24 protein-coding genes are annotated in these 25,736 nt (G+C 72.3%); 11 read left to right on the top strand and 13 right to left on the bottom strand.

Annotated elements, in window-relative coordinates; translation table 11 throughout:
* Positions 1–11 precede the first annotated feature (11 nt).
* The 4 genes from ACZ4TW_RS09270 to ACZ4TW_RS09255 all read left to right on the top strand — a co-directional run bounded on the left by ACZ4TW_RS09270 (position 12) and on the right by ACZ4TW_RS09255 (position 5,122).
* Complete coding sequence (locus tag ACZ4TW_RS09270) at positions 12–4,070, top strand: endo-1,4-beta-xylanase (protein ID WP_465542280.1); 4,059 nt, start codon at positions 12–14, stop codon at positions 4,068–4,070.
* Between the two features lie 103 nt (positions 4,071–4,173).
* Complete coding sequence (locus tag ACZ4TW_RS09265) at positions 4,174–4,455, top strand: hypothetical protein (protein WP_465542278.1); 282 nt, start codon at positions 4,174–4,176, stop codon at positions 4,453–4,455.
* Between the two features lie 21 nt (positions 4,456–4,476).
* Positions 4,477–4,662 (top strand): hypothetical protein, encoded by a 186-nt coding sequence (locus ACZ4TW_RS09260; RefSeq protein ID WP_465542277.1) that lies wholly within the window; start codon positions 4,477–4,479, stop codon positions 4,660–4,662.
* A gap of 55 nt (positions 4,663–4,717) precedes the next feature.
* On the top strand, positions 4,718–5,122 hold the full coding sequence (locus ACZ4TW_RS09255) for a RidA family protein (RefSeq protein ID WP_465542275.1): 405 nt from the start codon (positions 4,718–4,720) through the stop codon (positions 5,120–5,122).
* A gap of 3 nt (positions 5,123–5,125) precedes the next feature.
* Here the strand turns inward: ACZ4TW_RS09255 and ACZ4TW_RS09250 are convergent, their stop codons facing one another.
* Positions 5,126–5,638, bottom strand: a complete 513-nt coding sequence (locus ACZ4TW_RS09250; protein WP_465542273.1) for a MarR family winged helix-turn-helix transcriptional regulator — start codon at positions 5,636–5,638, stop codon at positions 5,126–5,128.
* Between the two features lie 100 nt (positions 5,639–5,738).
* Here ACZ4TW_RS09250 and ACZ4TW_RS09245 point away from each other — a divergent pair, with 100 nt between their 5' ends.
* Positions 5,739–7,016, top strand: a complete 1,278-nt coding sequence (locus ACZ4TW_RS09245; protein ID WP_465542272.1) for an MFS transporter — start codon at positions 5,739–5,741, stop codon at positions 7,014–7,016.
* Positions 7,017–7,109: 93 nt separating this feature from the next.
* Positions 7,110–8,498 (top strand): NAD(P)-binding protein, encoded by a 1,389-nt coding sequence (locus ACZ4TW_RS09240; protein WP_465542270.1) that lies wholly within the window; start codon positions 7,110–7,112, stop codon positions 8,496–8,498.
* 3 nt (positions 8,499–8,501) lie between these two features.
* On the opposite strand, the gene ACZ4TW_RS09235 is transcribed toward ACZ4TW_RS09240, so the two are convergent.
* Genes ACZ4TW_RS09235 through ACZ4TW_RS09225 form a run of 3 tightly spaced genes read right to left on the bottom strand, consistent with a single transcriptional unit; the run spans position 8,502 to position 10,277 of the window.
* Positions 8,502–9,200 carry a hypothetical protein gene (locus tag ACZ4TW_RS09235; RefSeq protein ID WP_465542268.1) on the bottom strand — a complete coding sequence of 233 codons (699 nt, stop codon included), beginning with the start codon at positions 9,198–9,200 and terminating at the stop codon, positions 8,502–8,504.
* Positions 9,193–9,930 (bottom strand): hypothetical protein, encoded by a 738-nt coding sequence (locus ACZ4TW_RS09230; RefSeq protein WP_465542267.1) that lies wholly within the window; start codon positions 9,928–9,930, stop codon positions 9,193–9,195. The genes ACZ4TW_RS09235 and ACZ4TW_RS09230 overlap by 8 nt, the downstream gene beginning before the upstream one ends.
* Positions 9,927–10,277, bottom strand: a complete 351-nt coding sequence (locus ACZ4TW_RS09225; RefSeq protein WP_465542265.1) for a PadR family transcriptional regulator — start codon at positions 10,275–10,277, stop codon at positions 9,927–9,929. The genes ACZ4TW_RS09230 and ACZ4TW_RS09225 overlap by 4 nt, the downstream gene beginning before the upstream one ends.
* Before the next feature lie 58 nt (positions 10,278–10,335).
* Between ACZ4TW_RS09225 and ACZ4TW_RS09220 the strand changes: the two genes are divergently transcribed.
* Positions 10,336–10,503: a hypothetical protein gene (locus tag ACZ4TW_RS09220; protein WP_465542264.1), complete on the top strand. Its 168-nt coding sequence runs from the start codon at positions 10,336–10,338 to the stop codon at positions 10,501–10,503.
* A complete protein-coding gene (locus ACZ4TW_RS09215) occupies positions 10,500–11,210 on the top strand; it encodes a hypothetical protein (RefSeq protein ID WP_465542262.1) in 711 nt (236 codons plus the stop codon). The genes ACZ4TW_RS09220 and ACZ4TW_RS09215 overlap by 4 nt, the downstream gene beginning before the upstream one ends.
* A 64-nt stretch (positions 11,211–11,274) precedes the next feature.
* Here the strand turns inward: ACZ4TW_RS09215 and ACZ4TW_RS09210 are convergent, their stop codons facing one another.
* From ACZ4TW_RS09210 to ACZ4TW_RS09180, 7 genes are all read right to left on the bottom strand, one after another.
* A complete protein-coding gene (locus tag ACZ4TW_RS09210) occupies positions 11,275–11,823 on the bottom strand; it encodes a dihydrofolate reductase family protein (RefSeq protein ID WP_465542260.1) in 549 nt (182 codons plus the stop codon).
* A gap of 4 nt (positions 11,824–11,827) precedes the next feature.
* Positions 11,828–12,880, bottom strand: coding sequence for a LacI family DNA-binding transcriptional regulator (locus tag ACZ4TW_RS09205; RefSeq protein WP_465542258.1), 1,053 nt, complete (start codon positions 12,878–12,880; stop codon positions 11,828–11,830).
* A 63-nt stretch (positions 12,881–12,943) separates the two neighbouring features.
* The gene (yicI, locus tag ACZ4TW_RS09200; RefSeq protein ID WP_465542256.1) at positions 12,944–15,091 is read right to left on the bottom strand and encodes an alpha-xylosidase; all 2,148 of its coding nucleotides are present in this window, start codon (positions 15,089–15,091) and stop codon (positions 12,944–12,946) included.
* On the bottom strand, positions 15,091–16,050 hold the full coding sequence (locus ACZ4TW_RS09195; RefSeq protein WP_465542254.1) for a carbohydrate ABC transporter permease: 960 nt from the start codon (positions 16,048–16,050) through the stop codon (positions 15,091–15,093). Before ACZ4TW_RS09195 ends, yicI begins: the two co-directional genes overlap by 1 nt.
* Complete coding sequence (locus ACZ4TW_RS09190) at positions 16,047–17,054, bottom strand: carbohydrate ABC transporter permease (protein WP_465542252.1); 1,008 nt, start codon at positions 17,052–17,054, stop codon at positions 16,047–16,049. The genes ACZ4TW_RS09195 and ACZ4TW_RS09190 overlap by 4 nt, the downstream gene beginning before the upstream one ends.
* A 93-nt stretch (positions 17,055–17,147) precedes the next feature.
* The gene (locus tag ACZ4TW_RS09185) at positions 17,148–18,440 is read right to left on the bottom strand and encodes an ABC transporter substrate-binding protein (protein ID WP_465542251.1); all 1,293 of its coding nucleotides are present in this window, start codon (positions 18,438–18,440) and stop codon (positions 17,148–17,150) included.
* 144 nt (positions 18,441–18,584) lie between these two features.
* Positions 18,585–19,607 (bottom strand): LacI family DNA-binding transcriptional regulator, encoded by a 1,023-nt coding sequence (locus ACZ4TW_RS09180; RefSeq protein ID WP_465542249.1) that lies wholly within the window; start codon positions 19,605–19,607, stop codon positions 18,585–18,587.
* A gap of 184 nt (positions 19,608–19,791) precedes the next feature.
* Here ACZ4TW_RS09180 and xylA point away from each other — a divergent pair, with 184 nt between their 5' ends.
* From xylA to ACZ4TW_RS09165, 3 genes are all read left to right on the top strand, one after another.
* The gene (xylA, locus tag ACZ4TW_RS09175) at positions 19,792–20,982 is read left to right on the top strand and encodes a xylose isomerase (protein ID WP_465542247.1); all 1,191 of its coding nucleotides are present in this window, start codon (positions 19,792–19,794) and stop codon (positions 20,980–20,982) included.
* Between the two features lie 108 nt (positions 20,983–21,090).
* Positions 21,091–22,572: a xylulokinase gene (xylB, locus tag ACZ4TW_RS09170; protein WP_465542245.1), complete on the top strand. Its 1,482-nt coding sequence runs from the start codon at positions 21,091–21,093 to the stop codon at positions 22,570–22,572.
* Positions 22,569–23,825 (top strand): endo-1,4-beta-xylanase, encoded by a 1,257-nt coding sequence (locus ACZ4TW_RS09165; protein WP_465542244.1) that lies wholly within the window; start codon positions 22,569–22,571, stop codon positions 23,823–23,825. Before xylB ends, ACZ4TW_RS09165 begins: the two co-directional genes overlap by 4 nt.
* 80 nt (positions 23,826–23,905) lie before the next feature.
* Here the strand turns inward: ACZ4TW_RS09165 and ACZ4TW_RS09160 are convergent, their stop codons facing one another.
* Both ACZ4TW_RS09160 and ACZ4TW_RS09155 read right to left on the bottom strand, forming a co-directional pair.
* Positions 23,906–25,003 (bottom strand): glycerate kinase, encoded by a 1,098-nt coding sequence (locus ACZ4TW_RS09160; RefSeq protein ID WP_465542242.1) that lies wholly within the window; start codon positions 25,001–25,003, stop codon positions 23,906–23,908.
* Entirely contained in the window at positions 25,000–25,734 is a 735-nt protein-coding gene (locus tag ACZ4TW_RS09155) for a ThuA domain-containing protein (protein ID WP_465542240.1), read from the bottom strand. The genes ACZ4TW_RS09160 and ACZ4TW_RS09155 overlap by 4 nt, the downstream gene beginning before the upstream one ends.
* Positions 25,735–25,736 lie beyond the last annotated feature (2 nt).

Here is a 25,736-nt window from a genome sequence, read left to right as displayed (position 1 = left end):
GGAGCGCAGCAATGCAACGACGAAGGACACTGGGAACCCTCGCGATCGCCACGGCAACGACCGTGCTGGCGACGCTCGGCCTCGCCACCTCGGCGAGCGCCGAGCCCGTCACGGTGCACGCGACGGGCTTCGAGGACGGAAACCCCGGCCCGTGGGGACCCCGCGGCGGCGTATCCCTCGCGGTCACCGACACCGAGGCGCAAGGCGGCACGAAGAGCCTCGCCGTCGGGAACCGCACGGCGAACTGGCAGGGCGTGTCGGCCGGCGCGGCCTCGCTCGGACTCCAGGCCGGCGCGACGTACGAGTTCTCGGCGTGGGTCAAGCTGCCCGCGGGCGAGGCCGGAACGAGCGGCATCCACTTCACCGCCGAGCAGACGCCGGCCGGTGGCGGCTCGAACACGTACACCTGGATCGGCGGCTCCGTCGACACCACGGCCGACGGCTGGGTGGAGATCGGCGGCAGCTACGTGTTCCCCGAGGGCCTCGCGAGCGCGAACCTCTACATCGAGGCGGCCGCGATCGGCGACCGGCAGCCGTCGTTCCTCGTCGACGACGTGCGCATCACGACCGAGGACGGAGGAACCGTGCCCGACCCCGACTTCGTGCCGGGCGGCGCGATCAACCCGGTCGCCACTCCGGTGAGCCTCGCCGAGGGCACGGGGAACGTCTCGGCGCTGACCTTCGACGACGGACCGAACCCGGGCACCACGCCCGCCCTGCTCGACTTCCTCGCCGAGCACGACCTGAAGGCGGTGTTCTGCGTCATCGGGCAGAACATCACGGCGCCGGGCGGCACCGGGATCCTGCAGCGGATCGTCGCCGACGGCCACGTGCTGTGCAACCACTCGACGGGCTACGCCGACATGGGATCGTGGTCGGCAGCGCAGGTCGAGGCCGACCTCAAGGCCAACCTGCAGATCATCCGCACCGCGCTCGGCGATCCGAACCAGGCCGTGCCGTTCTGGCGCGCGCCCAACGGCAGCTGGGGCGTCACGCCCGCCGTCGCCGTCTCGCTCGGCATGCAGCCGCTCGCGGTCGTGAACACGATCAACGACTGGGCGACGCAGGATGTCGCGACGCTCACCGAGAACCTCCGCGCCGCGATGAAGCCGGGCGAGGTCGTGCTCGCGCACGACGGCGGCGGCGACCGGTCCGGCACGCTCGCCGCGGTGCAGACCGTCGTGTCGGAGCGGCTCGCCGACGGCTGGAGCTTCACGTTCCCGAAGGGCACCCCGCCGGCCGCCGGCGCGGTCGTCATCGACACGGACTTCGAAGACGGCCTCGACGGCTGGGGCCTGCGCGGCGGCAGCGGATCGACCACCGCGACGGTCGAGCTCTCGACGGCCCAGGCGCACGACGGCGCGCAGTCGGCCGTCGTCACGAAGCGGGCGACGCAGGGCGACGGCATCGGCCACGACGTGACCGGGCTGCTCGACCCGTCGGTGACCTACGAGCTCAGCGCCTGGGTGCGCTTCGGCGAGGGCCAGGACATCGACGACGTCTGGCTCAGCCGCGCGAACACGACCGGCGCCACGACGGCGTTCGCGACGCTCGCGCAGTTCGATGCGGTCACGAACAGCGGCTGGACGCAGGTGACGGCCACGTTCCAGGGCTCCGACGCCGACAGCTCGCTGCTGTACTTCGAGACCCGCTGGGACAACGGCGCGGTCGGCAACATCAGCGACCTGTACGTCGACGACATCGTGCTGCGCGTGCCCCGACCTCCGGTCATCGAGGACCTCACGGGCATCCAGGAGACCGTCGACTTCCCCGTGGGCGTCGCGATCGACAGCCGTGAGACCTCGGGCGCGGCATCCGAGCTGCTGCTGCGGCACTTCGACCAGGTCACGGCCGAGAACTTCATGAAGCCCGAAGCCTGGTACGACGCGAACGGCGACTTCGTCACCGCGAACGCCGAGGCCGACGCGCTCACGGACTTCGCGCAGGAGCACGACCTCGGCGTGTACGGGCACGTGCTCGTGTGGCACGGCCAGACGCCGGCGCGGTTCTTCCAGGATGACGCGGGACAGCCGCTCGCGGCCGACGAGGCCGGCAAGGCGGTGCTGCGCGAGCGGATGCGGACGCACATCTTCGACGTCGCCTCCTACCTGGCCGACCGCTACGGGCCCTTCGGGTCGGACACCAACCCGCTGCGGGCGTTCGACGTCGTGAACGAGGTCGTCGCCGACGGCAGCGACTTCGCCGACGGCCTACGCCGCAGCGAGTGGTACCGCATCCTCGGCGAGGAGTTCATCGACCTCGCATTCGCCTACGCCGACGAGGCCTTCAACGACGCCTACGCGGCGGATGGCGCTGACCGGCCGGTCACGCTGTTCATCAACGACTACAACACCGAGCAGGGCGGCAAGCAGGAGCGCTACCGCGCGCTCGTCGAGCGGCTGCTCGCGCGCGGCGTGCCGGTCGACGGCGTGGGTCACCAGTTCCACGTGAGCCTCGCGATGCCGGTCTCGGCCCTCGAGCAGGCGATCGTCGCCTTCGAGGACCTGCCCGTCACGCAGGCCGTCACCGAGCTCGACGTCACGACCGGCACCCCGGTCACGCAGGCGAAGCTCGTCGACCAGGGCTACTACTACCGCGACGCCTTCCGGGTGTTCCGCGAGCACGCCGACTCGCTGTACTCGGTCACGGTGTGGGGCCTCACCGACGGCCGCAGCTGGCGGGCCGGCTCGGGCGCACCGCTGGTCTTCGACGACCAGTACCGGGCCAAGCCCGCGTACCACGGCGCCGTCGACGGCGACCTGCCCGCGCGCCAGCGCACCGCCAACGTGTTCGCCGGCGACGTGCCGCTCGACGACGCCGCCACGGCGTCGCCTGAGTGGGACCGCCTGCCGCTGCACTCCGTCGAGGACGTGGCGGAGTTCCAGCTCCGCTGGGCGGGCGACCACCTGACCGTGTTCGCGAGCGTCGACGACGCGACGGCGGATGCCGCGGACGGCGTCGAGCTCCAGCTCGGCGACGCCGTGGCGACGGTCGGTCGCGACGGGTCGGGCGAGGTCGAGGCGGTCGTCGAAGAGCGCGACGGCGGGTACGACCTCGTCGCGCACCTGCCTGCGCCCGCGGTCGCGGAGGGCGACACGCTGGCGTTCGACCTCCGGGTCGCCGACGGCTCCGGCGGGACGGCGGGATGGAACGCGCCCGGCGTGCTCGGCACGCTGACGCTCGTCGAGCCGCTCTCGTACCTCGAGGTCGTCCGGGCCGACGCCGCGCCCGTGGTGGACGGAGCGATCGACGCCGCGTGGAGCGACGCGAACACGGTCCGCACCGACGAGCCGGTGGTCGGCGAAGCCGGCGCGACGGCCGAGGTCCGCACCCTCTGGTCGGGCGACACGCTCTACGTGCTGGCCCGGGTCGCCGACCCGGTGGTCGACGTGAGCGGTTCCGACCCGTGGATCCAGGACTCGGTCGAGGTCTACGTCGATCCGGGCAACGCCAAGAACGGCTCCTACCGCTACGACGACACGCAGATCCGCGTGAGCGCCCGGAACGCGGTGTCGTTCGGCACCGGCGACGAGGCGTTCCAGCGGGCCCGGGTGCAGAGCGCGACGGCGCTCGTCGACGACGGGTACGTCGTCGAGCTGTCGGTCGACCTCGGCGATGCCGCCGGGCTGGGATCGTTCCACGGCCTCGACTTCCAGGTGAACGACGCGGCCGACGGCCAGCGGATCGCCATCCGGAACTGGGCCGACCCGACCGGCGCGGGATACCAGTCCACCGGGAGGTGGGGAGTGGGCCGCTTGGTCGAGCCCGCCGCGCCGACCGCGGTGGAGAACGTGGTGGCACCGGCGATCGAGGGCCACGCCCTCGCCGGCCGGGTCGTCGTCGCGAACCCCGGGGTGTGGAGCCCCGAGGACGTCGGGCTCGCCTACCAGTGGCAGCGCGACGGCGTCGACGTCCCGGGCGCGACGAGCGCGTCGTACCGGGTGGACGGCCGCGACCGGGGGGCCGAGCTGACGGTGGTCGTCACGGCGACCGCCGACGGGCTCGAGCCCGGCGTCGCGAGCTCGGCGCCGGTCGCCATCCCGTCGGCGATCGGACGTGCCCTGCCCTGACCGACGCCGACACGCGGCGCCGCCGACCGGGAACCCGACCCGGTCGGCGGCGTCGATCCTTCCGCAGCGGCGTACCGTGGTCGTTCGACGGGGAGGACACGCCATGACGATCGGCACGAGCTCGACCGCTGACGGCGCGCGGGTCAGGGTGAGCGACGCGTTCGAACTCCCGCTGGCGCGGCGGGCCGCCTTCCGGCTGTTCACCGCGCGTGGCGAGGAGCTGTGGGTGCCCGGGTGGGAACCCCGGTTCCCGGTGCCCCCGTCCGACGACCTCGAGACCGGCACGGTGTGGCTCACCCGCGGCGACGACGGCCGCACCGTCACGTGGATCGTGCTCGACTGCGAGCCCGGTGCGCGCGTGCGGTACGCGCGGGTCGCAGAGTGATGGTCGGCCGGCACGGTCACCGTGGCGCTGGCCGACGCGTCCGACGGATGTCGCGTCACCGTCGAGTACGACCTCACCGCAGTGGTGCCGGATGCCGCGGCCGACCTCACCCGCTTCGCCGACGACTACCCGGACTACGTCGGCTCCTGGCGTCGCGCGATCCTCGAACACGTCGCGTCCGGCGGACGGATGCCCGACCCGGTCTGAACGCGAAATGTCGGCGGCCGGGTGCAGACTCGGCATGACCTGAAGGGACCTGACGATGACGACCCACGTGACCCCGGTCGACCCCGACGAGCTGCACCGCAGCCCCGCCTTCGCGCAGGGCATGATCGCGCCGGCCGGCCCCACCCTCTACGTCGGCGGCCAGAACGGCACCGACGCCTCCGGCACCCTGGCGAAGGGCCTCCGGGCGCAGACCCAGCAGGCGCTGCGCAACGTGCTCGCCGTCCTCGCGGCGGCGGGCACCGGCCCCGAGCACGTCGTGAAGCTGACGATCCACCTCGCGCCCGGCATCGACCCGAGCGATGGCTACGCCGCGACCGGCGAGGTGTGGGGCGACCATCGCACCGCGGTCACGGTACTCGCCGTCGCGCCCGCCCGCCCGGGCGCGCTCGTCGAGATCGAGGCCATCGCCGCCATCCCGCCGGCCGCGCCGACCGAATAGCCGCTACTCCGCCACCGGCAGCTCGTCGAGCCGGGCGATCACCACCTCGAGCAGCCGCGCGAGCTCGCCGCGTTCGGCGTCGCTGAGGTCTTGCAGCACGTCCGACTCGACCACATCGGAGCCGCGGATCGCCAGACTGAAGAAGTCCCAGCCGGCCGAGGTCAGGCCGACGAGGATCCGCGTGCGGTTCTCGGCATCGGGCGTGCGCTCGATGAAGCCGCGATCCGCGAGCTTGTCGAGGCGATGCGTCATCGACGACGGCGCGACGTTCGTGAGATCGGCGAGCTGGCTCGGCGTGAGTGCGGTGCCGGCCTTGGCGAGCGCGGCGATCACGGCCCACTCGCCCGCGGCGATGCCGAGGTCGGCGAGCTGGCGCGCATACCACTGGTCGAGCTTGCGCGAGAGTCCCTGCACGGCGGTGATGACGCGCTGCACCGATTCCTCGCCGCCCGCCTCCACGTAGGTCGCCACGGCTCGTCGGTGCTGCTCCGCCGCGCTGGGCGTGCGTCTGGCCATGCGGGAATTCTCGCATGCCTCCTTCGGTTGCTAATATTTCGATGTCGAACTGTTCGACACCGAATCATCTTGCTCCGACGCCCGGGAAGGGGTGTTCTCGATGCGTGCGCTGCTGCTCGTCCTCGCCTCCGGGATCGGCTCGCTCGGCTGGGGCGGCGTGCTGCCCTACCAGTACGCATACGCGGCCGACACCCGCGAGTGGGGCGCGCTCGTCGCAGCCGCGGCATCCTCGCTCTTCTCGGTCGGCGCGCTCGTCGCGGCTCCGATCGCGGGTCGCCTGAGCGACCGGTTCCCGCCCGTGCGCGTCGCCGTCCTCGCGCAGCTGATCGGTGCCGCGGGCGCGGCCTCTCTCGTCCTCGCCGATGGCCCGGGGGCGTTCCTCGCGGGCATGCTCGTGTTCGGGCTGGGCCTCGCTGCCGCGTCGCCCGCCAAGCAGGTGCTCGCGCTGCAGTGGTCGTCGAGCGACGATCGCCGCAAGGTCTTCGCCTACAAGTTCGCCGGCGAGGCGCTCGGCATGGCCGCCGGGGCGTTCATCGCGGGCCACCTCGTCGACCTCGACCGGCCCGACGGGTTGCACGTCGGCTTCCTCATGGCCGCGGGCGGTTTCGTCGTGTCATCCGTCATCATCGCGATCGCCGGCATCGGCGCGCCCGTGCCGGCCGACTTCGCGGGCGACCCGACGGGCGCGATCGCGGCCGGGGAGGCGCGCTCACGCGGCATCCTGCGGGTGATCCTCGCCACCCCCGCCCTGCGCTGGACGGCGATCACGACGGTCGCGCTCGCGCTCGGCTTCTATGCCCAGTTCGAGTCCGGCCTGCCCGCCTACGCGATCACGTTCCTCGACGTCGACCCGACGGCAATCGGGACCGCGGCGGCCGTGAACTGCCTCGTGATCGTCGCGCTGCAGGTCGTGGTCGTGCGGCTCACCGCGAAGCGGAGCGCCCCGGTGCTGCTCATGGCAGTGGGTGCGATCTGGGTGATCGCGTGGCTCGGGATCTCCGCGGCGCAGTTCGCTCCCGGCGTCGCGGCGGCGATCTTCGTGACGACGTACGGCATCTTCGCCGTGGGCGAGACGATCTACAGCCCGGTGCTGAACCCGCTCACCGCGTCGCTCGCCCCGAGGGGCAAGGTCGGCCGGACGCTCGGGGCGATGGCCGCGCTGCAGACCGCGTTCACCGCGGCCGGCCCGCTGGTCGCCGGCGTGCTGCTCGGGGCGGGTCTGGGCGACGCGTTCCTGCTCATGCACCTGGGCGTGAGCGTGCTCGCGGTGTTCGCGGCGTGGCGGGTCCATCGTGCGCTCGACCGGGCGCTCGCCGGAGGGGTGCCCGAACCGCCCATGACCCGGCCGACCCCGGTGACCGCCCCGGACGCCGCCTGACGCGGGCCACGCGCCGGCCGGCCGGCGCTCCCGCTCGGATGGCTGCGCGTTCGATGGGTGGACCTGCCCCTGCGATCGTGGTTCAGTGGTCCCGTGGCCCACGTGGTCCCGACGGACTATCTCGTCGTGGGCGCCGGCGCCACCGGGATGGCCTTCACCGACGCCCTGATCGACCACGCCGACGACGTCACGGTGGCGCTCGTGGACCGTCGGCACGGCGTCGGCGGCCATTGGCTCGAGGCGTACCCGTTCGTGCGCCTGCACCAGGCCTCGGCGTTCTACGGCGTGGCCTCGACGCTCCTCGGCGGCGGTCGCCTGCAGCGTCGTGGACCCGAGGCCGGCCTCCATGAGCGCGCCAGCCGCACCGAGATCTGCGCCTACTACGAGCGCATCCTCGCCGATCGCCTGCTGGAGTCGGGGCGCGTCGAGTTCTTCCCCGGATGCGACGTGCAGGGCGACGGCCGCAGCTTCGTCTCGCGCGTGTCCGGCGAGCGCTTCGCCGTGCCCGACCGGTGCCGTGTGGTCGACGCCCGCTACCTCTCGCCGCGGATCCCGGTCGAGTCGGCCCCGCCCTTCGTCGTCGCCGACGACGCCCGCGTGGTGCCCGTCAACGAGCTCGCCCACCTCGAGACGTCCGCGAGCCAGTACGTGCTCGTCGGGTCGGGCAAGACCGCGACCGACGCGTGCGTGTGGCTACTGGCACGAGGCGTCGATCCCGACGCCATCTGCTGGGTACGTCCCCGGGACCCGTGGATGCTGAACCGGGCGGTCGTCCAGCCCGATCCCGTGATCTTCCTCGGGATGGTCGCCGACACGATGCAGGCCGCGGAAGCGGCGTCCTCCCCGGCCGACCTGTTCCTCCGACTCGAGCAGGCGGGCGTCATGCTGCGCATCGATCGGTCGTTCGCGCCGACGATGGCCCGCACGCCGACCCTCGCCGCGTGGGAGCTCGACCTGCTGCGATCGGTCGCGAGCGTCGTGCGCCACGGCCACCTCGCCGCCGTCGGCCGCGGCCGCCTCGAGTTCGACGACGGCTTCGCCATGGTCGTCGCCGACGATGCGCTCGTGGTGCACTGCGCCGGCGAAGGGCTGCGGACGGCGCCGCTCGTGCCGGTGTGGAGGCATGAGGCGATCACGCTGCAACCGATCCGGTCCGGGTTCCCCTGCTTCGGGGCGGCGCTCGTCGGGTACGTCGAGGCGACGCGAGACGACGATGCGGAGAAGAACCGGCTGTGCCCGCCCTCCCCCTACCCCGACTCGATGGCGGGATGGGCTCGGATGACGGTGCTCGGCGCCCGCTCGGCGGCATCGTTCGGATCCGAGCCCGACATCGCCGCCTGGGCCGACGGCGTCGCCCTCAATCCGGCCCGTATCCCGCCGGGACACGCGCACAGCCCCGATCTCGACGACGTGCTCGCCCGCCTGCAGTCGCACCGCACGCAGGGACTCCGCCGGCTGGCCGAGCTGGCCGGACTCGAATGACGGTCAGTGGGCGTCGTCCATTCCGGTGACGTGGACCGCGTATCCGACGCAGCCGGCGTCCTCCCAGTGGTACTCCGGGGCGACGGCGGGGTCGTCAGGACCGAACTCGGTGACGCCGTGGAGTGCGGCGAACTCCGCGGTTCCGCCCGGGGTGCCACTGAACGCAGCGATGCGCGCCTCCCGTGGAGCCTCCGGAGGGATGAGCCAGTAGACCGTGAAGCGGTACTCGAATCCCTTCTCGAGCATGCAGTCGGCGATGATGCCCTGCTGGGTGAGCCAGGTCTCCGTGCTCGCAGGATCGTGGTCGTCAGCCGGCCTGGGAATGGTCGCGATATCGGTGGACGCGTCGAAGAAGGGGATGCCGTACTCGTCGTGCGCCGGCTGCGCCTCCACCGGCTGCGCCTCCGCTGGCTGGGCCTCCGCAGGCGCGGCGTTCGGAGCGGTCGGGGACGGCTCGACGGCGCTCGCGTACGGTTCGGCCGTCGGCGACGTCGCCTGCTCGGCCGCGCTCGGGGACGCGACCAGGGAGGATTCGGCATCGAACCCTGCGAGAGACGCCGCTGCGGTCGCGACCAGCGTCACGCCCGTGCCGAGCGCGACGACGATCGCGGCGGCCGTGACGACGAGTGCGGTGCGGGCACGGGTGGTGGCGGGTGATCGACGGGTGCGCTCGGCAGCGAGCAGGTCGTCGAGCTCAGGCACGAGGCTCTCCTTCATGATCGGGAACGGCTGGATCCCCAGCCGGGCGAGTGGCGGGCCGGCCGAGCCAGTGGATCGCGGCAGCGACGCACGCGAGGGCGAGTGCCGCGCCGACGGCATACGTCGCCGGTTCCCACCATGGGAGCCGATTCACCAGGACGACGGCGCTCGCGCTGAGGACGTAGAGCGCATGTCCGGTCGCGGCCACGATGAGTGCGGTCGGCACGGCCAGCGCGAGGGCCGCCCACGGCCGCCGGCGATGGTCGACCATCGCGATCAGCGCCCCGAGGGCGACGAGGCCGAGGACGATCACCCCGAGCGCCGGGCTCGGGAGGTCGCTCACGTCACCGATCATCCACGCGCGCCCGAGTCGGAACGCCACGAATCCACCCAGCGCGACGTCGAACGCACCGATCGTCACGACCACCGCGAGCAGTGCGGTTTCGGCTCGCAGCGCCAGCCGGACGCCGGGATCGGCGTGACGGAGCACTGCGGATCGCCAGATCAGGTCGGCGGGCGCACCGCGCAGCGCTCGCAGTCGGATCGACCAGGCGAGGCGCCGAGGACCGATTCCCGCCTCCTCGGCCCACTCCGCATGCTCGTGCAGGTCGGAGGCGATCTCGTCCTGCCGGCTCGCGGCGACGCGCTCGTCCAGCCCGCGGGTGTACGTCATCGTCCACCGCAGGGCACCCTGCGCGGCCCGTCGGAAGTGGTCGCTGCGTTCCGGGCTCACCCGAACACCGGCCTGGTCGCCGGTCTCGGCGTCGCAGCCGGCTGGACCGACGCGCGGAGCGCGGCCTCACCTGCCCCGGTCACCCGATACAGCCGGCGGCGCGGGCGTCCGGCGGCCTCGGCCGCCTCGGCCGCTTCCCACTTCGACTCGAGCAACCCCGCCTCGGACATCCGGTTGAGCGCCTTGTACAGCGTGCCGTGCGCGAGCAGGGTCGATCCGTCCCGATCGGCGAGGGCGCGAGCCAGGCGGAAGCCGAAGAACGACCCCTCCGCGGCCTGCAGCGTCGACCCCGCATCGAGGATCGCCACCTCCAGCGGGAGGAGCACACCGGGGCGTCGTCGCGGCATATCCGAACTATAGGAAGATATCTGCCCATAACGCAAGACGTCCCCCTATGATTCGGGCATGGGCAATGCGGCATCCCGGTTCTCGGCGGGTCTGGCAGTGATCGCGGCAGGCTCGACCCTGACCGCGTGCACGCCGTGGAACGAACCGCCACCGCCGCCGCCACCGCCGACCACGATGGCCGCGTCCGCTCCGGCGCCGTCCGACGAGCTCGCCTCGGCCGGATGATCTCGCCGTCCGAGCCCCTGCTCGACGCGGCCGTCGCCGCGAGCCGGGCGTGGTACGACGACGTGATGCACCTGCACGGTGTCGCGGTCACCGTCACCGACGACCTCTGGATCGCTGACGACGACGTGCCGCCGTGGCATTCGACGGTGCTGACGATGCGAGGGGGAGTCTCCGCCCATGCCGCGGCGGCGGCCGCACGTGCGCGCGAGCAGCGCGGGCTGCCGGTCGGCGGCATCGCCGACGGGTTCGCCGACCTCGAGCTCACGCCGCACGGGTTCGTGCCGCTGTTCGAGGCCACGTGGATCCGTCTCCCGGCGATCCGGGTGGAGCCGTCCGGCGGATGGCGCGTGCTGGTCGACCCGGGCGAGCTCGAGCGCTGGAGCGTGCTGCACGACTACGCCGGGGTGCTGCCGGACGCGGTCCTCGCCCATCCGCGATTCCGCGTGCTCGCGCGCTTCGACGGAGCGCGGATGACCGGCGGCGCCGTGACCCATCTTCCGGTGATCGACGACGACGTCGTCGGGCTGTCCAACGTGTGGGCCGACGGAGGCGACGACGCGGACTGGCCGGGGCTGCTCGGGCTGGTCGGCGAGCTGCATCCTCGGCGCGCCGTCGTCGGATACGAGCGCGGGATCGACCTCGAGCTCGCCCTGGCTGCGGGGTTCGCACCGGTCGGCCCTCACCGCGTCTGGGTGCCGTCGGCCTGAGCGCAGACTCTCCCCGGAGGGATGCCGGACCCGGGGCACGATGCCGCGGCCGAGCCCGTGACGGTCACCCCCGCGGCTCGTAGCGCAGCGCCACCGCCCCCGAGCCGTACTCGAGCCGGTCGACGAGCCTCAGGTCGAGCCGCTCCGGAAGCCCGGCGAACAGCGCCGGACCGTGCCCGACCACCCTGGGGTGCACGACGAACTCGTACTCGTCGATCAGCCCCAGCTGGGCCAACGCCATCGGCAGTCGCACCCCGCCGACGAACAGCCCCGTGCCGGGCGCACGCTTGAGCTGCTCGACCGCCTCGGCCAGGTCACCGCGCACGAGTTCCGCGTTCCAGTCGACGTGCTTGAGAGTGCTCGAGACGACGTACTTCTTCGCCGCGTCGATCGTGCGGGCGAACGGATGCGTCCACTCCGGCATCGCCTCGAGCGCGGCCGGCAGCCGCCACGCGGACTCCATCATCTCGTAGGTCACGCGACCGAAGATGAGGGCGTCGGCTCGAGCGAGTCCCTCGGCCGCGTGCCGATGCAGCTCCTCGTCGGCCGGGATCTCGCGATGATCGCAACATCCGTCGAGGGTGACATTGATGGAGTACCGAAGCGGTCGCATGGCGTCAGCCCAGGGCGGCGTTCGTCGGCGGCGCCGTGCTCTCGCGCACGACCAGGCTCGTCGCGAGGTCCATCCGCGGCGTCGGCGCATGCGGGTCGACCGGGTCGTCGGCCAGGCGGATGGCGAGACGCGCCGCCTCCTCGCCCATGCGGCGCAGCGGCTGATGCACGGTCGTGAGCTTCGGGGTGAGCCAGGCCGCGAGCGGGATGTCGTCGTAGCCGACCACCGAGAGGTCCTCGGGCACGCGGATGCCTCGCTCGCGCGCCGCCTCGAGCACCCCGAGGGCCTGCATGTCGCTGCCCGCGAAGATCGCGGTCGGTCGCTCGGCCTCGGGCACGTCGAGCAGTTCGCGAGCGCGGTCGCGCCCGCCGGAGACGTGGAAGTCGCCGAAGCGGATCCACGACTCGTCGATCGGCACGCCCGCCGAGTTCATCGCCGACCGGTAGCCGTCGATGCGCGCGAGCGAGCACATCATGTCGGCCGGCCCGGTGATCGCCGCCACGCGGCGGTGTCCGAGCTCGAGGAGGTGCCGGGTGGCGGCGAGGCCGCCCGACCAGTTCGCCGAGCCGACGGATGGCGCGTCGGGCGACGGATCCCCCGCCGGATCCACGATCACGAACGGGATGGCGCGCGCGTGCAGCTGCTCGCGGTACTCCGGCGCGAGATCGCTGAAGACGAGCACCACGCCGACCGGCCGCCGCCGCATCACGCCCTCGACCCAGTCGGGGTCGGGCGAGTGCCGGCTGCCGCTCACCGTGAGCACGACCGACAGGCCGTGCTGCTTCGCGACCGACTCGACGCCGTCGATGACCTCCATCGACCAGATCGGGTCGAGCTCGTGGAACACGAGCTCGATGAGCTCGGCCCGGTTCTCGCTCCGACCGCCGCCCCGCCTGCGGTAGCCGCGTTCGGCCATGACCTGCTCGACGCGCGCACGCGTCGCCGCGGCCACGTCCGTCCGGCCGTTCAGCACCTTCGAGATCGTCGAGAGGGAGACCCCCGCCTCGTCGGCGATCTCGGCCAGCGTGACCCGGTCGGTCGCGGCATCCGTTGACATGTTTCGAATTCTAGTCGCGAAACTTCCGATTGCGGATGCAGTGGCACGACCGGCCCCGGACGCTCAGCCGCGCACCTCCCCCACGACCCCGTCGGGGTCGACGACCGGCACCGCCGCGCCGCCTCGGATCCAGAGCGGCACCGTGTCGAACCCGTGGCGCTCACGGCGCCAGACGCGGCCCTCGACGGTCTCGCGCGTGAACCAGTTCGTCCAGCGCCCCTCGGGCAGGTAGTACTCGACCTCGCCGGACGCCGAGAACACCGGTGCGACGAGCAGGTCGGGGCCGAGCAGGTACTGCCGGTCGAGGTAGGCGACCGCGGCGTCGTCCGGGAAGGCCAACTGCATGGGCCGCATGACCGGCGTGCCGGTGCGGTGCGCCTCCTCACCGGCGGCGACCAGGTACGGCCGCAACGACGCCTTCAGCTTCGCGAACGTGCGGGCCACCTCGACGGCCGACTGGCCCGGGGCCTCGTCGCCGTCGTCGAACGCCCACGGCACGCGGTAGCTCGTCGAACCGTGGAGCCGCGAATGGCTCGACAGCAGCCCGAACGCGAGCCAGCGCTTGAACACCGCCGGGTCGGGGTCGCCCTCGAAGCCGCCGATGTCGTGGCTCCAGTACCCGAAGCCGCTGAGCGCGAGCGAGAGACCGCCGCGCAGGCTCTCGGCCATCGACGTGAACGTCGACGAGTTGTCGCCGCCCCAGTGCACGGGCATCGACTGCCCGCAGGCCGTCGCCGATCGCGCGAACAGCACCGCCTCGCCGGCCCCATGGGTGCGCTCGAGCACCTCGAACACGGCCCGGTTGTAGAGCTGCGTGTACCGATGGTGCATGGCCTCGGGGTCGCTGCCATCGTGCCAGACGACGTCGATCGGGATCCGCTCGCCGAAGTCGGTCTTGATCGCGTCGACCCCCTGCGCGACGAGCCCGCGCAGGTGCTCCTGGAACCAGCGCGTCGCCCCGGGGTTCGTGAAGTCGACGAGCGCCATCCCGGCCTGCCAGAGATCCCACTGCCACACCGAGTCATCCGCCCGCTTCACGAGGTAGCCGTGCTCGACGCCCTCGCGGAACAGCTTCGAGCGCTGTGCGATGTACGGGTTCAGCCAGGCGCTCACGCGAAGCCCGCGGGAATGCAGCCGCGCGAGCATGCCCTCGGGGTCGGGGAACACCGCGGGATCCCACTGGAAATCGGTCCAGTGGAACTCGCGCATCCAGAAGCAGTCGAAGTGGAAGACCTCGAGCGGGATGTCGCGCTCGGCCATGCCGTCGATGAAGGCGTTGACCGTCGCCTCGTCGTAGTCGGTCGTGAAGCTCGTCGAGAGCCACAGTCCGTACGACCAGTCGGGCACGCGCGCCGGCCGCCCCGTGAGGCGCGTGTACCGGTCGAGCACCTCCGCGGGCGTCGGACCCGCGATCACGAAGTACTCCAGGCACTCCCCCGCGACGGAGAACTGCACCTGCTCGACCGCCTCCGAGCCGACCTCGAACGACACGTGCCCGGCGTGGTTCACGAGCACGCCGTAGCCGCGGTTGGTCAGGTAGAACGGCACGTTCTTGTACGCCTGCTCGCTCGACGTGCCGCCATCGGCGTTCCAGATGTCGACGGTCTGCCCGTTCTTCACCAGCGGTCCGAACCGCTCGCCGAGCCCGTAGACGAGCTCCCCAACACCCAGCGAGAGCTGGGTGTGCAGGTACGCGGATGCCTCGGCGAGCCCGGTCGTCGTGATGCCGGTCACGCCCGCGGGCTCCGCCGCCACCGGCGCGCCCGGCGCGAGGCTCATGTAGCCGACCGACTTGTGCCCGCTCGACGTGAGCGGCGACCCGGAGGCGTCCTCGAACGTCAGGCTCCACGGCGCGCCGCGGCGGACCCGCGCGCGCAGGGCGCCCGCGTCGACCACGCCGCCCCCGTCGTCGACCGAGACCCGCGCGCGGTACGCGTCATCCGCTGCGAGCTCGAAGCCCGCGTCGCGCGGCGTGCCGCAGTGGTGCTCGACCCGCACCCGGATCACGCCCTCGGCGGGGCTCGCCAGTGAGACCGTGAGCATCGGGCGGTTGAGCGTGTCGCCGCGCGTCGCGATGACCCGCGTCGGCGCCCAGGCCACCAGCTCGTCGCGGCCGTCGTCTCCGGTCTCGACGGCGAGGTCGCGCGCCTCCTGCGCGTACAGCGCCTCGACGCCCGGGCGTGCGTGCCAGAACCCGTCGGTGAACTTCATTACTTGACCGCTCCTGCCGTGATGCCCCTGGTGAGGGTGCGCTGGAAGATGAGGAAGAAGACGAGCGTCGGGATGAGCCCCAGCAATGCCGACGCGCTCGTGGTCGTGACATCCATCAGCCGGTCGCCCTGCAGCACCGTGATGGCCACGGGCACCGTCTGGGTCGGGTTCGACACGAGGAACGTCAGCGGGATGAGGAACTCGTTCCACGTCCAGATGAAGAAGAAGATGAGCAGCACCGACAACGTCGGCCGCGAGATCGGGAAGACCACGCGCCACAGGATCTGCCAGCGTGAGGCGCCGTCGAGCGATGCGGCCTCGAGCAATTCCCTCGGGAAGGTCGAGTAGACCGACGCGAGCAGGTAGGTGCCGAACGCCGACTGGATGACGGTGAAGATGATGATGACCGCCCATTGGCTGTCGTACAGGCCGACCTGCTTGAACATGAAGTACAGCGGGTAGAGCAGCACCTCCTGCGGCAGCATGTTCGCCAGCAGGATCACGACGACGATCCAGAGCCGGCCCTTCACGCGGCCGATGCCGAGCGCGAACGCGTTGAGCATGGAGATGAGCACCGCGAACACCGCGACCAGGCCCGAGATGAACACGCTGTTCCACAGCTTCTCGGGGAAGTCGACGCGCTCCCAGAAGGCCACGATGCCGTCGAAGTAGAGCTCGGTCGGCAGGGTCAGCGGGCCCGAGGTGTTGTAGTCGGCCGGCGACTTGAACGAGTTGATGAGGATCAGCAGGAACGGCACCGCGATGAAGACGCCGAGCAGGATGGCGACCACGAGCACGACCCAGTCGCCGGGCGTGCGCCGCGCGGGTGCGCCGGGCCGGCGCGAGCTCCCGGTTCCGGTGCCGCGGAGGTCGCGTCGCGGGCGACGCGTCGGCGCGGTATCCACCGGCAGCTCGACGTCGCGCCGCTCGGGATCGAGCTCCTCGACGATGGCGGTCATCGCGCCTCCTCCTTCTTCTCCATGCGGTGCTGGGCGAGGATGAACAGCACGCTCACCGCGGCGATGACGACCGTGAGCGCGGTCGCGATGGTGGCGCCGTAGCCGACCTGCTGCGACTGGAAGAATTCGCTGTACGCGTAGTACGCGGGGACGATCGTCGCGGTGCCCGGGCCGCCGCCCGTGAGGGCGTAGACCGGGCCGAACACCTTGAGCGCCGCGATCGTGCAGGTCAGCGTCACGACGAAGATCTCGGGGCGGATCATGCCGAGCGTGATCGCCCGGAACCGCTGGAACCAGTTCGCGCCGTCGAGCTCGGCGGCCTCGTACAGCTCGGGATCGACGCGCTGCAGCGCAGCCATGAAGATGACGATCGGGTAGCCGAGCTGCACCCACACCATGATCACCATGAGGCTCGCGAGCGCCGTGTCGGGGCTGCCCAGCCAGTTGTGCGCGAGGTGGCCGAGGCCGACCGCCTCGAGCACCTGGTTGAGCGCGCCGTTCTGCGGGCGGAGGATCCAGCCGATCACGATCGCGGCGATGACCGCGGGGAGGATCTGCGGCAGGTAGTAGGTCGCGCGCAGGAAGCTGGCGAGCTTGCCGCCGAACTTGCGGCCGATGAGGTCGAAGAGCATCGCGGCGAGCAGCAGGCCGAGCAGCGTCGGCACGATCACCATCGCGAGGATCATCGCGATCGAGTTGGCGAAGCTGGTCCAGAAGACCTCGTCGCCCATCAGTTCGACCCAGTTCTCGAGGCCGATCCACTGCGGCGGGCGGATGCCGCGGTACTCGGTGAACGTCAGGTAGACGTTCCAGAGCAGCGGCACCACCACGATGACCGCGAGGAGCGCGAGTCCGGGCACGAGGTAGAGCCAGTAGGTGCCGCGACGGGCGCCCGGGATGAGCCCCTCCTCGGGCCCGCGCGGGCGGCGACGGGAGGCGCGGCCGGCGCCCGTGGCATCCGCCGCCTCGATCGTCGTCGCGGCCCTGGTGTCGAGGGCTGACATGGTGGTTCCTTCCGGTGGTCCGGCATGCGCGAATGGGTGTGCCCCCGAGGGGCGGATGCCGCGGCGCACGCACCACGCCGCGGCATCCGGGTCTCAGCCGACGATGTCGTCGACGCCCGACTGGTACTGCTCGCCGAGCTGTTCCTGCACCTCGGCCGGCGTCTTCGTGCCGTTCACGAGCTCCTGGAGCCCGGCGTTCAGCTCGTCGTAGAACGTCGGCGTGGGCCAGTCGGGGTAGAACGAGATGCCGTCCCTGTCGTTCAGCGCGTTGAAGTTCGCGATGAGCTCCTTCGACTTCTCGTCGGTGATGTCGGCCTCGTCGGCCGCGACGGGCACGCCGCCGTTGTTGCCGAGCAGCGCCTGGATCTCGGGGCGCATCGTGATGTCGATGAACTCGTACGCGAGCTCCTTGTTCTGCGCCCGCTCGGGCACGACCCACATGTTGCCCGCCGAGCCCGGCGAGAGCTCGGCCTCGGGGAAGAGGAACGTGCCCCACTCGAAGTCGGTGATCTCGCTCGTGAAGCGGCCGTACCACCAGCTTCCCGAGTAGAAGATCGGGGCGTCGCCGCTGATGAAGCTCACGCCGGCGTCTTCGGCCTTCAGGCCGGAGGCATCCGTCGAGATGCAGCCCGCGTCGACCCAGTCCTTGACGGTCTCGGTCGCGTAGCTGATCTCGTCGCCCGACCAGTCGACCGGGTTCTCGTACAGCTGGTAGTCGTTCACGAACTGGCGGTCGGCCTCGCTCAGCGCGAGCTGGTACCAGAGCTGCCCGAGCGGGTACTCGGCGGCCGACTCGGCGAGCGGCGTGGTCCCCTGGTCGGCGAACGTCTTCAGCACCGCCTCGAACTCGGCGAGCGTGGTGGGCACCTCGACGCCGGCGGCGGCGAACGCATCCTTGTTGTAGTACACCTGCACGAACTCGCCGTAGTTGGGCACGCCGTACCAGCTGCCCGAGCCCATGATGCCGTTCTCGTCGTACCTCGCCGTGGTCTGCAGGGCGGGCGCGAGCTGGTCGGCCCAGCCGTACTCCTCCACCACGTCGTCGAGCGGCGTCAGCAGGCCCTCGCTCGAGAGCAGGCCCGCGGTCGCGTTGCCCTTGTTGTACTCGAGGATGTCGGGCGCCTCATCGGAGTTGAGGACCTGGCTGGCCGTCGAGCGGATCTGCTCGAAGCTCTTCTCCTCGAACTCGACCGTGGCGCCCGTCTCCTCCTCGAATATCTCGATGGCGCGATCCCAGGCGATGCCCATGGCGGAGTCGGCGCCCTCGTAGTGCCAGAGACGCAGGGTGTCCTCGTCGCCGCCCGCGTCGCCGCCGGAGCAGCCGGTGAGGACGAGGGCCGCGGCCGCGACCGAGGCCGCGACGGCGAGGGTTCTGGTGTGCTTCATTGCTACCTCCTGGTGTGGGTGGTGCCGGTGGTCCGCTCCCAGGCGGATTCCGATGGTGTGGATGGAAGGGGGGTGTCGGGTCTGGCGTGATTGTCGAAGCGCTTCGAAAGACGGCGAACGGATGCTCGGGGCGGACGGCCCCCGTCAGGCCGAAGCGCGGGGCAGCGGCGCGGTCGAGCCGTGCTCGCGGTACTCGGGGGCGATCAGGCGGACGCCGGGCGGCACCTCGTCGCCGTCGACCAGGCGCATGGCGAGCTCGACCGCGAGCTCGCACGACGCGCTCGGCACGAGCGGGACGGAGTCGACCGGCGGATGGAAGGCGGAGGTGTCGAAGGTCGCCCCGACGGAGACGACCGACACCCCCTCGGGCACGCGGCGGCCGAGCACCGCGAGCTCGTCGAGCGCGACGGCGTGGCTCGTGTCGTCGCAGTGCAGCACGAGCGCGGTCGCACCGCCCTCGACGAGGTCCCGCACCGCGGCCCGCACTGGCGTGCGGCGCGGGCCGTCGGCCTCGGGCAGGCGCACGGTGCACGCGATGCCGAGCTCGGCGGCCCGCTGCTCGAGCCCGCGCCGCACGCGCGGCGGGAAGTTGGACTTCTCGTACGAGGTGGGCGGGTGCCCGACGAAGCCGATCGACCGGTGGCCGAGGTCGGCGAGCCGGTCGATCGCCAGGGCCGACGCCGCCTCGAAGTCGAGGTCGACGCATACGAGGCCCTCGTGGTCGTCGGGCACGCCGATGAACACCGTCGGCAGCGAGATGCGTCGCGCCAGGGCGACGCGCTCGTCGTCGGGCGCCACGTCGAGCACGAGCACGCCGTCGGCCAGGCCGCTGGACGCGACCCGGCGCATGCCGGCCGACGCCTCCTCCTCGGTGAGGAGCAGGATGTCGTACTCGTACCTGCGCGCGGCGATGGAGGTCGCGAGCACGAACGCCATGTGGGCCGGCGCGTGGGTGTCGGCCCGGAACGGCTCGGTGAGCGCGAAGATCTGCGTGCGGCGGCCGGCGAGCATGCGGGCACCGGCGTTCGGCCGGTAGTCGAGCTCGAGCGCCGCCTCCTCGATGCGCCGCCGGGTGTCGGCGGAGATCGAGCGCTTGCCGCTCAGCGCGTACGACACGGTGCTGATGGACACGCCGGCGGCCTTGGCCACCTCGTGGATCTTCGCCATGTCGACTCCATCGTCTCGAAGCGTTTCGATTGGATTGGGATGGACTCTACGCAGGTGTCGAAGCGTTTCGCAAGTGTTTGTCGAAATTGAGAACAAATGGCTTCCGCCAAGTTGCGCGGCAGGGCGGCGCCGGGTTATGTTTGGTATGCCAACAAATCAACGACGATGCCCGAAAGGCCCGCCCATGGCTCCCACGCCCACCCGCGACGACAAGTTCTCCTTCGGCCTCTGGACGATCGGCTACAACGGCACCGATCCGTTCGGCGGCCCGACCCGCAACGCGCTCGACGTGGTGCACGCTGTCGAGAAGCTCGCCGAGCTCGGCGCCTACGGCCTCACGTTCCACGACGACGACCTGTTCGCGTTCGGCTCCTCCGACAGCGAGCGGCAGACCCAGATCGACCGGCTGAAGGGCGTCCTCGCCGACACCGGCGTCATCGTGCCGATGGTCACGACCAACCTCTTCAGCGCGCCCGTCTTCAAGGACGGCGGGTTCACCTCCAACGACCGCCAGGTGCGCCGCTTCGCGCTCCGCAAGGTGCTGCGCAACATCGACCTCGCCGCCGAGCTCGGCGCGAAGACGTTCGTCATGTGGGGCGGCCGCGAGGGCGCCGAGTACGACGCCGCGAAGGACATCCGGTCGGCGCTCGAGCGCTACCGCGAGGCCGTCAACCTGCTCGGCGACTACGTGACCGACAAGGGCTACGACATCCGGTTCGCGATCGAGCCGAAGCCCAACGAGCCGCGCGGCGACATCCTGCTGCCGACCCTGGGCCACGCCCTCGCGTTCATCGACTCGCTCGAGCGCCCCGAGCTGGTCGGCCTGAACCCCGAGGTCGGGCACGAGCAGATGGCGGGCCTCAACTTCGCCGCCGGCATCGCGCAGGCGCTGTACCACGGCAAGCTCTTCCACATCGACCTCAACGGCCAGCGCGGCATCAAGTACGACCAGGACCTCGTGTTCGGCCACGGCGACCTGCACAACGCGTTCGCGCTCGTCGACCTGCTCGAGAACGGCGCCCCGAACGGCGGCCCGGCGTACGACGGCCCCCGCCACTTCGACTACAAGCCGTCGCGCACCGAGGACGAGACCGGCGTCTGGGACTCGGCCGCCGCGAACATGCGCACCTACCTGCTGCTCAAGGAGCGCGCCGCGGCCTTCCGCGCCGACCCCGAGGTGCAGGAGGCGCTCGAGGCGGCACGCGTGCCCGAGCTCGCGCAGCCGACGCTCGGCGAGGGCGAGTCGTACGACGACCTGCTCGCCGACCGCTCCGCCTACGAGGACTTCGACGCCAACGCGTACCTCGGCGGCAAGGGCTTCGGCTTCGTGCGCCTGCAGCAGCTCGCGACCGAGCACCTGCTCGGCGCCCGCTGATCTCCGCCGTCGCTGCGCCGGTTCGGCAGCCGGCGCGCCACTCCTGGTGGCGCGCCGGCCCCGCGAGTGGCGCGGCGGCGCACCCATCCTGCTGACGAAGGAGTTCCCATGGCGCTCGTCGCCGGCGTCGACTCGTCGACGCAGTCCTGCAAGGTCGTGATCCGGGATGCCGCGACCGGGGCGCTCGTGCGCTCGGGCCGCGCTGCGCACCCCGAGGGCACCGAGGTCGACCCCGCCGCCTGGTGGGGCGCGCTGCTCAGCGCGTTCGCCGACGCGGGCGGCTTCGACGGCGTCGAGGCGGTCTCGGTCGGCGGGCAGCAGCACGGCATGGTCGTGCTCGACGCCGAGGGTCGCGTCATCCGCGACGCCCTGCTCTGGAACGACACCCGGTCGGCGCGGGCCGCGCGCGACCTGATCGACGAGGTCGGCGCCGACGAGTACGCGCGGCGCACCGGTGTGGTCCCCGTCGCCTCCTTCACCGCGACGAAGCTGCGGTGGCTGCGCGACGCCGAGCCCGAGAACGCGGCGCGCGTCGCCGCCGTCGCACTCCCCCACGACTGGCTCACCTGGCGCCTGCGCGGCTTCGGCCCCGCCGGCGAGTCGCCGCTCGGCCCGGTGCTCGAGGAGCTCACGACCGACCGGTCCGACGCCTCGGGCACGGCCTACTGGGGTGCCGACGGGTACGACCGCGACCTGCTCGTGCGGGCGCTCGGGCACGACGCGATCCTCCCCCGCGTGCTCGGCCCCGGCGAGGCCGCGGGCCGCACACCCGACGGCATCCTCATGGGCCCCGGCGCCGGCGACAATGCGGCGGCCGCACTCGGGCTCGACGCGGCATCCGGCGACGTCGTCGTCTCGATCGGCACGAGCGGCACGGTGTTCGCCGTGACGGATGCCGCCACCGCCGACGTCTCCGGCACGGTCGCCGGGTTCGCCGACGCCACGGGCCGGTACCTGCCCCTCATCGCCACGCTGAACGCGGCGCGGGTGCTCGACGCCACGGCGAACCTGCTCGGCGTCGACCACGCCGAGCTCGGGCGGCTCGCGCTCGAGGCCGAGCCCGGGGCTTCCGGTGCCGTGCTCGTGCCCTACTTCGAGGGCGAGCGCACGCCGAACCTGCCCGACGCGACCGCGTCGTTCACCGGCCTGACGCTCGCGAACACGACCCGGCCGGCGGTCGCGCGCGCCGCCGTCGAAGGCCTGCTGTGCGGGCTCGCCGACGGGCTCGACGCGGTGCGGTCGCAGGGCGTGGAGGCGCGGCGCATCCTGCTCATCGGCGGGGCCGCCCAGAACCCCGCGGTCCGCCGGATCGCCGCGCAGGTCTTCGACGTGCCGATCGTCGTGCCGGCCCCGGGCGAGTACGTCGCCGACGGCGCCGCGCGCCAGGCCGCGTGGGCGCTCACGGGCTCGCGCCCGGCCTGGCCGGTCGAGACCGCCGACGAGCTCGCGCCCGACACGCGTCCGCTGATCCGCGAGCAGTACACCCGCGCGGCCGGGGCCGTGGCGGTCGCCCCCGCCGAGGTGCCGGTTGCGCCGGGTCCCGAGGTCGCCGACCCGGCCGAAGCGGCAACTCGAGGGAACCGCGCGTGACCTCGGGCGCACACGTCTCTGCTCCGGGCGGTCCCGAGCACCGGCTGGGCACGACGACGCTCGTGGTGACCGGGGCTTCGGGCGAGCCGATCTCCGACGCGGAGGTGGTCGTCGAGCAGACCCGCCACGCCTTCACGTTCGGCAACATCGGGTTCGACCTCGTCGGCCTCGCGAACGGCCGGGGCGAGGTCGGCGACGAGGTGATCGCCGAGCGCTACGTCGAGCTCTTCAACGCCGCGACGCTCCCGTTCTACTGGCGCGACTTCGAGCCCGAGCCCGGCCGGCCCCGCACCGAGGAGCTGCGACGGGCCGCCGAATGGTTCCGCGACCGTGGGGTGGCGGTGAAGGGCCATCCGCTCGCCTGGCACACGCTCGCGCCGCAGTGGCTGCTCGGCCGCCCGCTCGACGAGGTGGAGCAGACCCTGCGCGCGCGGATCCGCAGGGACGCAACCGAGTTCGCCGGCCTGATCGACACGTGGGACGCGATCAACGAGGTCGTGATCATGCCGGTCTTCACGGCCGAGGAGAACGCGATCACGCCGCTGGCTCGCCAGCGCGGGCGCATCCACATGATCCGCCTCGCGTTCGAGGAGGCCCGCGCCGCGAACCCGCACGCGACCCTCGTCCTCAACGACTTCGACCTCTCGAGCGCCTACGAGTGCCTCATCGAGGGCGTGCTCGAAGCCGGCATCCGCCTCGATGCCATCGGGCTGCAGACGCACATGCACCAGGGCTTCCGCGGCGAGGAGCAGCTGATCGCGATCGCCGACAGGTTCGCGCGCTACGGCCTGCCGTTGCACTTCACCGAGACGTCGCTGGTCTCCGGCGAGCTCATGCCGCCCCACATCGACGACCTCAACGACTGGCAGGTCGACGAGTGGCCGTCGACGCCCGAGGGCGAGGCGCGCCAGGCCGACGAGCTCGAGCGTCACTACCGGGCGCTCGTCGGGCACCCGGCGGTGGAGTCGATCACGTACTGGGGCATCACCGACCGCGGCGCGTGGCTCAACGCGCCCATCGGGCTGCTGCGAGCGGATGGCACGCCGAAGCCGTCGTTCGACGCGCTCCGCTCGCTCGTCAAGCGCGAGTGGTGGCTGCCGCCGACGACCGTCCGCGCCGATGGCGAGGGTCGCGTCTCCGTCCGCGGCTTCGCGGGCGACTACGAGATCCGGCATGCGGCGGACCCGGGCGGCAGGCGCACGGCGTTCTCGATCGCGCGCGGCGCCGACGAGGACGTGGCCATCACCCTCTGACGGGGCGCCGCCCACGTCGCGCGCGAGGGGTTCCGCTCGCCGGAACCGGGCGGGCGCAGGGCACGACGCTCGTGCGCGCGTCAGGCGCTCGAGCGCGCGAGCGCGGCGCCCGCCGCCTCGAGCCAGCGCAGCGGGTCGGCCATGGCGGCGTCCCCGCTGCCGGCGAGCTCGGTGAGCGACGCGGACGCGGCGAAGCCGGAGGCATCCGCGTCGATGGCCCCCGCGACCAGGGCGACCGGCACATCCTCAGCAGCAGCCCGCGCGGTGACCTCGCTGGGCACCTTCCCGGCGGCCGACTGGCCGTCGAAGCGCCCCTCGCCGGTCACGACGAGCGTGGCGCCGCGCAACGCCTCGGAGAGCCCGATCGCGTCGGCGACCGCGCCGGATCCGCCGGCCATCGTCGCCCCCCACGCGAGCAGGCCGAACCCGGTACCGCCGGCCGCGCCGGCGCCCTCCTCCTCGCAGAGCCCGTCGCCGCCCGGAACAGCGCGCACGAGTCGCGCCAGGTTCACGTCCATCGCCTCGACGAGCTCGGGCGTCCCGCCCTTCTGCGGACCGAAGATCGCGGCCGCGCCGAAGGGTCCGATCAGCGGGTTGGTCACGTCGGAGAGGATGAGCGCGCCATCCGCGGGCAGTGGCCGCAGCCCCGAGAGGTCGGCCCGGGCCAGGGCGCCGACGCCGCGGTTGCCGAGCGGCACCGGCCGACCCTGTGCGTCGAGGAACGCGCCCCCGAGCGCCGCGAGTGCGCCCACGCCGCCGTCGGTCGACGAGCTGCCGCCGATCGCGAGCAGCAGCCGACGTGCGCCCGCGTCGAGCGCGGCCGCGATCGCCTGCCCGAAGCCGAGCGTGTGAGCATCGAGCGGGCGCAGCGGATCGAGCAGCGTGATGCCGCTCGTGAGGGCGAGCTCGACGACCGCAGAGCCGTCGGGCAGGCGAAGCCACGCGGCGTCCACCGGCCGGTCGTCGGGCCCCTGAACGGTGACGGGCACGCGCTCGGCTCCCTGCACCGCCGTGGCGAACGCGTCGACCGTGCCCTCACCGCCGTCGGCCATGGGCTTCTCGATGAGCAGGTCGTCGGGCGCGACCGATCGCCACCCCCGTGCGAGCGCGTCGGCCGCCTCGGCGGCCGTGGCCGTGCCCTTGAACGAGTCGGGGGCGAAGACGACGCGGCGGCTCATGCGCCGTCCGCCGCGGCGCCGGCCGCACCGCCGGCTGCACCGCGATCGCCAGCCGTCGGCGCCGGTACCTGCGACAGCCACCCGAGCGCTCGCTCGATGAGCGCGCGATGCCCCTCGGAGTCGTACGAGCGGGCGTCGTGCCCGAGCGCGTCGTACACGAGCCGCGAACGCCCGAACTCACGGGCCCAGATGAACGGATGGCGCGTCCCGCCCTCCTCGTGCTCGCCGATGGGCTCGATCACGTCGTAGAGGCGCAGCGCGGTGTAGCGCTCGTCGAGCACGGTGAAGTCGTCGAGGCCCTCGCGCACGGGATGGTTGCCCACGAGGTGCACGCGCGTCTCCCCGAACGGCGGATGCCACGACACGTCGGGTTCCCACCGCCCGCCGACGGCCCGATCGTACGCGGCGTAGTCGCGCAGGCTCGACGCGGCCGCGTGCATCGCGAGGATGCCGATGCCGCGCTCGATCGCGGCATCCAGCGCCGTCTCGTCGGCCACCGGCGGGTCGCCGAGCTCGACGCCGTCGGGCACCGACCCGTCGGGGTCGGCCGCGTTCACCACGAGCAGCGTCACGTCGTCGCCGAGCGAGGCGAGGGCGGCATCCACGTCTTCACGCACCTCGACGTCGTACCCCGCGTCGCGCACGAGCTCGGCCAGTCTGGCGCTGGTCTCGGGATAGGGATGCCAGGGGTCGGCGTACCGCCCGGCCCCGCTCAGGATGATCGCGCGCATGG

Source organism: Agromyces sp. NPDC029043 (assembly GCF_055564615.1).
The sequence above is the reverse complement of the archived record's forward strand: the minus strand, read 5'-3'. Positions and strand labels throughout refer to the sequence as shown.